A 7005-nucleotide genomic window follows, 5' to 3' on the forward strand; every position below is an offset into this window, starting at 1 on the left:
TCAACCTTCCTGGTGATGGTCGAACAGCACACCTGCGGCCAACAACGCATCGACGCGCTCAGCGGTCAGGCCGAGCACGCGGGTGCAGATCTGACGGGTGTGCTCGCCCGGCATCGGTGCCGGACGCAGTGGGGCACGGGGAATGCGGCGATAGGGAGCCGGCGCCGTCTCGGTGGGAATCGGTTGCTCGAGCAGCGGATGAACCAGCTCGGTGAACACCTGGCGGTGCAGCACCTGGGGATCGTCGGGCACATCCGCTGCGCGGTTCATCGGCGCGGCAGGCACCCCGTGGCGCTGCAAGAGCTCGGCGACCTCGAGCTTGTCACGCTGGGACGTCCACGCCGCGAGCGCCGCGATCAGCGCCGCCCGCTCGCCGGGCAACTTTTCGGCCACGACGGATTCCAGCGCCGCCCGTTCGGCGCCGCCACTCGGCACCGAGATCACGCACCACTCGTCGTCGCCGGCGCACGGACAGACTGCGTGCACGGTGTCGTCGTCGACGACGGAAAAGCCTGCGGCACGGGCTGATTCGGTGATGTAGCGGTCCGCCAGCTGGTTGACGGCCACCTCGGCCTGCGACAGGTGGACGTGCGCGCCGCGGCCGTCGCGGTTCCGACGGACGAGTGCGGCCAGGGCCGCGACAGCGGTCAGCCTGCCCACCACGTGGTCGGGAAAGATCGTCGTGGCATCGAAGAACTCGCCGGGCGGAGCGTCCGAGGACGTCCACAACCGGGTGATGCCGGTGGAGGCACGGACCAGCGGTCCGTACCCCATCTGGGCGCTCCAGGGCCCGTGATCGCCGTAGGCGCTGCTCTCGGCCAGCACGATGTCGGGGTTGAGCTCGCGCAACCGCTCGAACGGAAAGCCAAGTGCGGCAAGGGTTCCCGGCTTGAAGTTGGCGAACACCGCGTCGGAGGTGGCGACCAGACGGGCGAACAGTTCCGCACCCTGACGGTCCCGCAGATCCAGTCCGAGGCTGTACTCGTTGCGATGGGTCAGCGCCCACGACCGGCTCAGCGGCATTCCGGCCGGGGCCTGCCGCAACCCGTCCGGATAGGCGGCGCTCTCGATCTTGATGACCTCGGCGCCGAGGTCGGCGAACAGCCGGCCCAGTTCACCTCCCGCGACGATCACGCCGAGATCCAGGATCCTCAGCCCCTCGAGCGGATACGTCGGCGCTGGTGTCGTCGGCGTATCGGAATTGGCGGGCAGCGTCCACGCGGGCTCGTCGGTCGCGACATCCGGTGCCGGGACGCGGAATCCGGCGCGCTCACCGTCGACGACGACAGGACCGACGGGAATGGTCAGCATCGCGTCCGGGGTCAGCGCCACCTCGCTCAACGCGCCGGTGAGATGAAAGTGGTCTGCTTGCAACGCTTCTGCGGGGGTCCGGACCGCCGCGATGGGCACACCGCGGTCCCGGCCCTGCGCGACGAGTTCATCCATCGACTGTGGGGAGAACAGCGCGGCGATCGTTTCGTTGAGCTCTGCCGAGGCTGCGTACCGGGCGGCGATCGTGTCGAACATTGGGCCGGCGAAGCGCGGCGGCTCACCCAGCCACGCGCGCATGCCGCGCCACTGCCGCGGGGACAGCAGGCAGATGCGGACATGGCCGTCACGGCATCCGAAGATGGGGTAGATCTGCTGGTTGCGGGGCCGCCCCCGCCACAACGCGGTCGGCGGCTTGAGCCCGACGGCCGCCTGGCCTTCGGACCCGTACGGCGGATCGAGCGCCTGCAGAACCGCTTCGAACCGCGAGAAATCGATGAAATCTCCTCGGCCACTGCGGGTCCGGTCGTAGTAGGCGGCGAGCACCGCCCACGCCGCCTGCACCGTGCCCGTCGCCGACCCGATGCCGATGGGTGGCAGCACGGGCGTACCGGTGGTCGGCCCCGTCCGAGACAGTGCCGAGGAGAGCGCGTAGAACACCGCATCGTTGCCCTGCCAGCACGCCCGCGGCCCGGTCAGGCCGAAGTCGGTGATCGACAGCACGACCAGATGGGCGAACCGATCGGCCAACTCGAGCGCTGATGTCCCGAACAGCGTTGCGCCGCCGGGGTTTCCACTGTCGATCAGGATGTCGGCGCTCGCGGCGAGCTCGATCAACCGATCACCATCAACCGGATCGAGCGTCGTGCACCGTTTGTTGGCGTTGTCGATGGCGAAACCGATTCCCGCGCCGTTGATCGTCGGCCGCGCCGACCGTGCCGGGGCGCCGCCGGGCGGCTCCACCTTCAGCACATCGGCGCCCAGATCGGCGAGAATCCGGCCGACGCCGTCGCCCTCACCGCCGGCCAGATCGAGCACGCGCACGGACGTCAGCAGTCCCGCCTCGCCCATCGATGGTGCCGCCCTCCTGTGGTGCCCGTCGGCGGAAAGATTAACCCGCCGCTCATCGGGTAGGGGTTGACGGTCTGCCGATGCCTAGTTAGATGAGGATGTTGGAAGGGGATCATGACGACAGCCTGGACGACCGTGGACCGGCAGCCGATCAGCGACGAGACGGTGGCGAGGCTGGATCGCTGGTGGCGCGCCGCGAACTATCTGTCGGTCGGCCAGATCTACCTCTTGGACAACCCGCTGTTGCGGACCCCGTTGGCGAGCGAGAACGTCAAGCCGCGCCTGCTCGGACACTGGGGCACCACTCCCGGGTTGAACTTTCTCTACGCCCACCTCAACCGGGTGATCGCCGAGCGGGGACAGTCCACGATCTACCTGACCGGCCCCGGTCACGGCGGTCCCGGCCTGGTGGCCAACGCCTACCTCGACGGCACCTACAGCGAGATCTACTCGGACATCACCGCCGACGCCGAGGGGATGCGGCGCCTGTTCCGGCAGTTCTCCTTCCCCGGCGGTATCCCGTCCCACGTCGCGCCGGAGACTCCCGGCTCCATCCACGAGGGCGGCGAGCTGGGTTACGCACTGTCGCATGCCTACGGGGCGGCGTTCGACAATCCCGATCTGCTGGTGGCCGCGGTCGTCGGCGACGGCGAGGCCGAGACCGGTCCGCTGGCGACCAGCTGGCACTCCAACAAACTCGCCAACCCCGCGCACGACGGCGTCGTGCTGCCGATCCTGCACCTCAACGGTTACAAGATCGCCAACCCGACCGTGCTCGCCCGCATCCCCGAGGACGAATTGCGCAGCCTCCTGGTCGGTTACGGGCATCGGCCGCACTTCTTCGAGGTGACCGACGAGAACGCCGGCGAGCACGCCGATGCGCACCGTCGTTTCGCGACCCTGCTCGACGACGTCCTCGACGAGATCGCCGCCATCAAGGCCCGCGCCGCCGACGGCGACGATTCGCGGCCGGCCTGGCCCATGATCGTCTTCCGCACCCCCAAGGGGTGGACGGGACCCGAGACGATCGACGGCAAGAAGACGACCGGCTCCTGGCGCGCGCATCAGGTTCCGCTGGCCAGCGCGCGCGACACCGCCGAACACCTCGCCGTCCTCGCGGACTGGCTGGCCTCCTACCGCGCCGAGGAACTGTTCGACGACGACGGCCGGTTGCACGACGACATCGCCGCGCTGGCGCCTGAGGGCCCGCTGCGGATGAGCGCCAACCCGCACACCAACGGCGGCCTGCTCCTGAAGGATCTGCGACTGCCCGACTTCCGATCGTTCGCTGTCGACGTGCCCGCACCCGGCGCGACCGTCGCCGAGGCCACCCGCGTTCTGGGCGGCTGGCTCACCGAGGTGATCCGGCTCAACCCGGAGAACTTCCGCATCTTCGGCCCCGACGAGACCGCGTCGAACCGGCTGCAGGCCGTCTACGACGCCACCGACAAGCAGTGGAACGCCGAGCTGGCCGGCCCCGAGGTCGACGAGCACCTGGCGCGCGTCGGGCGGGTCGTCGAGATGCTCTCCGAACACCAGTGCCAGGGCTGGCTCGAGGGTTACCTCCTGACCGGCCGCCACGGCCTGTTCAACTGCTACGAGGCGTTCATCCACATCGTCGACTCGATGCTCAACCAGCACGCCAAATGGCTCAAGGTCACCGACAAGATCCCGTGGCGCCGACCCATCGCGAGCTTGAACTACCTTCTTTCCAGCCATGTCTGGCGCCAGGACCACAACGGGTTCTCCCACCAGGACCCCGGCTTCATCGACCACGTCGTCAACAAGAGCGCCCATGTGGTGCGCGTCTACCTGCCCCCGGACGCCAACACCCTGCTGTCCACCTACGACCACTGCCTGCGCTCACGTCAGTACGTCAACGTCGTGGTCGCAGGCAAGCAGCCCTCCCCCACCTACCTGACGATGGAGCAGGCGATCGCGCACTGCACGCGCGGCCTCGGTATCTGGGAGTGGGCCGGAAGCGAGGAGCTGGGCACCGAGCCCGACGTGGTGCTGGCGGCCGCAGGCGACATCCCGACGCTGGAGGCGCTGGCAGCCGCCGACATCCTGCGTCAACACCTGCCGGAGCTGAAGGTGCGGTTCGTCAACGTCGTCGACCTGATGCGGTTGCAGGACGACACCGAGCACCCGCACGGGTTGTCCACGCGTGACTTCGACATGATCTTCACCACCGACCGGCCGATCATCTTCGCCTATCACGGCTACCCGTGGCTGATCCACCGGCTGACCTATCGGCGGACGGGCCACGCGAATCTGCACGTGCGCGGCTACAAGGAGGAAGGCACCACCACGACACCGTTCGACATGGTGATGCTCAACGACTTGGATCGCTATCACCTGGTGATGGACGTCATCGATCGGGTGCCCTCGCTCGGGCCTCGGTGCGCGACGCTGCGCCAGCAGATGGCGGACAGGCGGATCGCCGCCCGGGAGTACACCCGCGCCTACGGCGACGACATCGGCGAGGTCAAGGACTGGGTGTGGCCCGCGGCCCGTGAGTCCGGGTTCGGCACCGCAGGCGCCGACACCGACACCGGGGGCGACAACGAGTAGCTGACCTGCGGTGATCGCCGGCTTCGGTATTCTGAGCCGGTTATGACGGTGATGACCGGCGCCAGTGCGTCTCCTGAGCCCCACCCTCTGGTGGAACAGCTGGCGGCGTTGCACCACGCCCGCGCCTACGTCGACGTCGGCGTCGTCGTGGTCGTGCTCGCGGTGACCAACCTGATCGCGCACTTCACCACCCCGTGGGCCAACGTGGCCGTGGTACCGATCGCCGCCGTGGGCCTGGTCGCGCTGGTGCGCTCACGCGGGCTGGGCTGGCACGAACTCGGGTTGGGGCGCGAACACTGGCGGTCGGGCGCCGGCTATGCGCTGGGCGCGGTCGCGGTGGTCGGCCTCGTGATCGCCATCGGCGCGCTGCTGCCCTGGACCCGGCCGATGTTCCTCAACAACCACTACGCGACGCTGTCGGGGGCGCTTCTCGCGTCGATGATCATCATTCCGCTGCAGACCGTGATCCCCGAGGAACTCGCATTCCGAGGCGTTCTGCACGGCGCGCTGGACCGCGCGTGGGGCTTCCGGGGCGTCGCCGCCGCAGGCTCCCTGCTGTTCGGCCTGTGGCACATCGCCACCTCGCTGGGGCTGACCGCCAGCAACGTCGGGTTCACCCGCATCCTGGGCGGCGGACCGTTCGGCATGATCGCCGGCGTCGTCGGCGCCGTCATCGCCACGGCGGCAGCCGGTTTCGTGTTCACGTGGCTGCGCCGGCGCAGCGGCAGCCTGATCGCGCCGATCGCCCTGCACTGGTCGCTCAACGGGCTGGGTGCGCTCGCCGCGGCGCTGGTCTGGCACCTCAGTTAGACGCGGCGGGCGACCCCAGCGCAGCCCTACCGCTTGGACCGCGTCAGCGCGGTGTAGCCGAGTGTCAGGACTACAGCGGCTGCGATGCTGATGGCCCAACGAATCCAGTCGATACCGCTGGTGTTCGCGTTGCCGGGCCTCGCGATCATGCCCCAGAGCCAATAGCCGATGAGTGCGCCCGCGATGCCGATGACGATCGTGACGATCCACCCCATCGCCTGTTTACCGGGAATGACCAGCCGCGCGAGCGCCCCGATCACGGCGCCGAAGATGATCAGCCCGATGAGTTCTCCGATGCCCATGTGTCCTCCTTCTGGCAGGTATGTAACCGGCTGAGGACATCGGCCGCACGAACTCTCTCAGAACCTTCGAACGGATGCTCACCGCACGACCATCTCGTCAGCCAGGCCCGGTTGCGGTCGCAAACGGGCCTGACTCCGGTATAGCCCCGGCAGGTAACGATCAGTCGACAGGATCGGACACGATCGGGGTGAATCAGGCGGGCGGCAGCATCCCCGGCGCGGTGTTCGGGTCGACGGGCACCGGCTGGCCGACAGCCGGACGCGGCGGCGGCGCGTTCGGATCGGCAGGCGGCGGCGGGGCGCCCGGATCCGCCGGCGGCGGCGGAGGCGGGGGCGTCCAGGGCCGGATCGAGTTCGCCAGCGCGACGGCCTCGGCCTGCGGAATCGGGTTGGTGGCGGTACCCAGCCACACCACGAACCACCGTTCGGGGGCGCGCTGACCGCGCGGGGTGCCCGGCGCCGTCGGGGCGCCGACCACGCCGGCCCAGATCTGCCCGTTCGGCTTGTTGGTGTCGGTGAACTTGACCTCGTAGGACGACGCGACACCGGTCATGCCGTTCGCGTTGAGCGGCACGGTCTGCTGGTTGATGCGAGTCCCGGGGAAGGGCATGAAGAACTCGCCCATGTCCGAGGCCAGGCGCTGTGCGGCCTTGGTGTTGTCGGTCTCGGCGCCGGCGAACAGCTTCAGGTCGAGACGGCCGAGCAGGATGCTGGTGTCGTTCGGGGCCGGGGTGTCCGGCGGGGACCCGGCCGGCGGCAGCTTGTTCAGCAGAGCCTGCCCGTAGGACAGCGAGGCCGCGTCGGCCACCTTCCAGCCGGCGGGTACGACGTAGCTGAAGCCGCCGGCGGCGTTGTCCACCCGACCCGGTTCCGGAGCGGGCGGCGGGGCGGGGGCCGGGGCGTTGGGATCGGCCGGCGCCGGCGCCGGTGCGTTGGGATCGGCCGGGGGTGCGGGGGCAGGCGCAGGCGCGTTCGGATC

At 69.3% G+C, this 7005-nt stretch carries 5 protein-coding genes; 2 read left to right on the top strand and 3 right to left on the bottom strand.

What is annotated here, in order from left to right; all coding sequences use genetic code 11:
* Positions 1 to 2340 (bottom strand): CoA transferase, encoded by a 2340-nt coding sequence (locus MHN84_RS28855; protein WP_241207898.1) that lies wholly within the window; start codon positions 2338 to 2340, stop codon positions 1 to 3.
* 114 nt (positions 2341 to 2454) lie between these two features.
* Here MHN84_RS28855 and MHN84_RS28860 point away from each other — a divergent pair, with 114 nt between their 5' ends.
* Entirely contained in the window at positions 2455 to 4914 is a 2460-nt protein-coding gene (locus MHN84_RS28860) for a phosphoketolase (protein ID WP_241207899.1), read from the top strand.
* Between the two features lie 42 nt (positions 4915 to 4956).
* The gene (locus MHN84_RS28865; protein ID WP_374238441.1) at positions 4957 to 5724 is read left to right on the top strand and encodes a lysostaphin resistance A-like protein; all 768 of its coding nucleotides are present in this window, start codon (positions 4957 to 4959) and stop codon (positions 5722 to 5724) included.
* 26 nt (positions 5725 to 5750) lie between these two features.
* Here the strand turns inward: MHN84_RS28865 and MHN84_RS28870 are convergent, their stop codons facing one another.
* Positions 5751 to 6020, bottom strand: coding sequence for a GlsB/YeaQ/YmgE family stress response membrane protein (locus MHN84_RS28870; RefSeq protein WP_241207902.1), 270 nt, complete (start codon positions 6018 to 6020; stop codon positions 5751 to 5753).
* A 199-nt stretch (positions 6021 to 6219) separates the two neighbouring features.
* A partial coding sequence (locus MHN84_RS28875; RefSeq protein ID WP_241207900.1) for an alanine and proline-rich secreted protein Apa occupies positions 6220 to 7005 on the bottom strand: 786 nt, incomplete at its 5' end.

It is taken from the genome of Mycobacterium sp. PSTR-4-N (assembly GCF_022348085.1).
In the GTDB taxonomy this organism is placed as follows: Bacteria; Actinomycetota; Actinomycetes; order Mycobacteriales; family Mycobacteriaceae; genus Mycobacterium.

Excerpts from the sequence above, each read along its gene's own strand:
- MHN84_RS28855 (WP_241207898.1), bottom strand. The coding sequence starts at position 2,340 with ATGGGCGAGGCGGGACTGCTGACGTCCGTGCGCGTGCTCGATCTGGCC.
- MHN84_RS28860 (WP_241207899.1), top strand. The coding sequence starts at position 2,455 with ATGACGACAGCCTGGACGACCGTGGACCGGCAGCCGATCAGCGACGAG.
- MHN84_RS28865 (WP_374238441.1), top strand. The coding sequence starts at position 4,957 with ATGACGGTGATGACCGGCGCCAGTGCGTCTCCTGAGCCCCACCCTCTG.